General features: G+C 30.5%; 3 protein-coding genes. All 3 read left to right on the top strand.

Annotated elements, in window-relative coordinates; translation table 11 throughout:
- Positions 1-1,074, top strand: a 1,074-nt coding sequence (locus tag AB1Z17_RS06955) for a glycoside hydrolase family 97 catalytic domain-containing protein (RefSeq protein ID WP_368051074.1), incomplete at its 5' end; no start/stop codon positions are given.
- Positions 1,075-1,079: 5 nt separating this feature from the next.
- On the top strand, positions 1,080-1,919 hold the full coding sequence (locus AB1Z17_RS06950) for an endonuclease/exonuclease/phosphatase family protein (protein ID WP_368051073.1): 840 nt from the start codon (positions 1,080-1,082) through the stop codon (positions 1,917-1,919).
- Between the two features lie 10 nt (positions 1,920-1,929).
- Positions 1,930-3,132: glycoside hydrolase family 125 protein (locus tag AB1Z17_RS06945; RefSeq protein WP_368051072.1), on the top strand; the 1,203-nt coding region annotated here is incomplete at its 3' end.

Below are 3,132 nucleotides of genomic sequence, written 5' to 3'. Positions count from 1 at the left end.
TATATAGATTTTGCATCCAATAATAATATTTCAGGAGTTTTGGTCGAAGGTTGGAATACAGGTTGGGAAAATTGGGGTAAAAAAGGAGCTTTTGATTTTGTAACACCTTATTCAGATTTCAATTTGAAAGAAATTGCAGACTATGCAAAAGCAAAAAATATCAATTTTATTGGTCATGTAGAAACTGGTGGCGATGCAGCTTATTTTGAAGAAAATTTAGATAAAATATTTTCTATGTATCATAATTTAGGTGTAAAGGCTGTAAAAACAGGATATGCTGGAAGAATACAAACCAAAGGACAATTTCATCATGGGCAATTTATGGTAAATCATTACAGAAAAGTAGTGGAAGTAGCAGCAAAATATCAAATTATGGTGAATGCGCACGAGCCAATAAAACCAACTGGAATTAGAAGAACCTATCCGAATATGATGACTAGAGAAGGTGCTAGAGGTATGGAATGGAACGCTTGGAGTTCTGGAAATCCGCCTGAACATTATACAATTATACCTTTTACAAGAAGTTTGGCTGGACCTTTTGATTATACACCTGGAACTTTTGATATTTTATTTAAAAATGCCAAAAACAGAGTAAAGTGGAACGATTTAGATGACGGAACCTCAAGAGTAAATACAACTTTGGCAAAACAGTTAAGTCTGTTTGTAATTTTATACAGTCCAATGCAAATGGCATCTGATTTGATTGAAAACTATGAAAATCAACCTGCATTTAAATTTATTAGAGATTTTGGAGTTGATTGGCAAGTTTCAAAAGTGCTAAACAGTAAAATTGGAGATTATATAACTATTGTTAGAAAAGAAAAAAATAGCGATAATTGGTTTTTAGGAAGTTGTACAGACGAAAATAAACGAACCTTAGAAATTGAATTATCATTTTTAGATGCTGATAAAAAATATTTTGCCGAAATTTATGCTGATGGAAATGATGCCGATTGGAAAACAAATCCACAAACAATTAAAATTTATTCAGAAGAAGTTGATTCAAAAACAGTTTTAAAGTTAAAATTAGCAGCTGGTGGCGGACAAGCAATAAAATTCTCACCAATAAATTAAGGCACATGAAAAAAATTAGCTATTTACTAGTGTTAATTGTATTAGTTTCTTGTTCTTCAGAAATGGGAAATTTGAATATTATGACGTACAACATTCGGTATAATAATCCGAATGATGGTGAAAACCAATGGTCTCATAGAAAAGAGTTTTTGAGTAATCAAATTGCTTTTAATGAAGTCGATATTTTTGGAATTCAAGAAGGATTGAATGATCAGGTGACATATTTAGACAGTGTTTTTGTTGATTATAATTATATTGGAGTTGGAAGAGATGATGGGAAAACAAAAGGAGAATACAGTGCTATTTTTTATAATTCAAAAAAGTTTAAAGTAATTGAAAATAATACTTTTTGGTTGAGTGAAACACCAAGCGAAATATCTGTAGGTTGGGATGCTTCAATGGAACGAATTTGTACGTATGGTTTATTTGAAACTATTGCAACAAAGCAACAATTTTATGTTTTTAATACTCATTTTGACCATATTGGAACAGAAGCTAGAATAAAAAGTGTTGAATTAATACTTCAAAAGATAACAGAATTTAATTCAAGTAATTTTCCTGTTTTGGTCTTAGGAGATTTTAATTTAACTCCAGAAACGGGGCCAATTCAGCAACTTTCAAAAGCATTAAACGATTCAAAAAAAGTTAGTAATTTAACGCCTTTTGGACCAGAAGGGACATTTAATGGTTTTAATTTTAATGTCCCAATAACAGCTAGAATTGATTATATTTTTACAAGTAAAAACAATATTTCTGTTGAAAAATATGCCGTATTAAGCGACTCTAAAGACTGTAAATATCCGTCGGATCATTTGCCCGTATTTATTGAAATAAAACTTAATTAATTCTTATATTATGAAACGTAGAAAATTTATTGCAAATAGCTCTTTAGTTGCAGCTGGAACAATGATATTACCACAAAATATATTAGCTTTTGAGCAAGATAGGTTTAGTAGTAAACGACCAATTATCTCTGAAAGAAATTTTACGAGTATTGAAGTAGAAAATACTATTAAAAAATTAAAATCAGTAATACAAGATGACGAGTTGGCTTGGATGTTCGAAAACTGTTTTCCAAATACATTAGATACAACTATAGATTTTGAAATTATTGATGGAAAACCAGATACATTTGTAATTACTGGAGATATTGATGCGATGTGGTTGCGAGATTCTACGGCACAAGTTTGGCCATATATGCCATTAATTTCAAAAGACGAAAAATTAAAACAATTAATTAAAGGTTTAATAAACAGGCAAGTAAAATGTGTGTTGTTAGATCCGTATGCAAATGCTTTTTATAAAGATACTGCCAAAATATCGAAATGGAAGTCAGATATAACTCAAATGTTACCTGGAATTCACGAACGAAAATGGGAAATAGATTCGTTGTGTTATGTAATTCGATTGGTAAATGAATATTATCAAATTACCAAAGACATTTCTGTTTTTGATGAAGATTGGGATAAAGCAATGCGTTTAATTGTAAAAACATTTAAAACAGAACAACGTAAAGATAATGAGTCGGACTATAGGTTTAGTCGAGAAACAACTTCGGTAATAGATTCACCACCATTTGAAGGAACTGGAAGACCTATAAAAACAAACGGATTAATTTGCTCAATGTTTCGACCTTCAGACGATTCAACATTATATCCTTATTTAATTCCTTCAAATATATTTGCTGTACTTTCTTTAAGACAATTAGCTATTATTTATAAAAATGTTTTAGATGAAAATGAGTTTGCAACTATTTGTAAAGAAATGGCTTCAGAAGTAGATGAAGCTATTCAAAAATATGCAGTTTCAGAACATTTAAATTTTGGAAAAATATATGCTTATGAAGTAGATGGCTTTGGAAATAAGTTATTTATGGATGATGCTAATGTGCCTTCATTAATGTCTTTAGCCTATTTGGGAGCGCACAAACCAACTGATGAGTTATTCCAAAATACCAGAAGATTTTTATTAAGCGAGAACAATCCATATTTTTTAAAAGGAAAATATGCAGAAGGGCAAGCAAGTCCGCATACAGGAAAAAGCAAAATTTGGCCAATG

Origin of the sequence: Lutibacter sp. (assembly GCF_040883305.1) — a bacterium.
In the GTDB taxonomy this organism is placed as follows: Bacteria; Bacteroidota; Bacteroidia; order Flavobacteriales; family Flavobacteriaceae; genus Lutibacter.
Note: the sequence above shows the minus strand (reverse complement) of the source record. Positions and strands in the feature narration are given on the sequence as shown.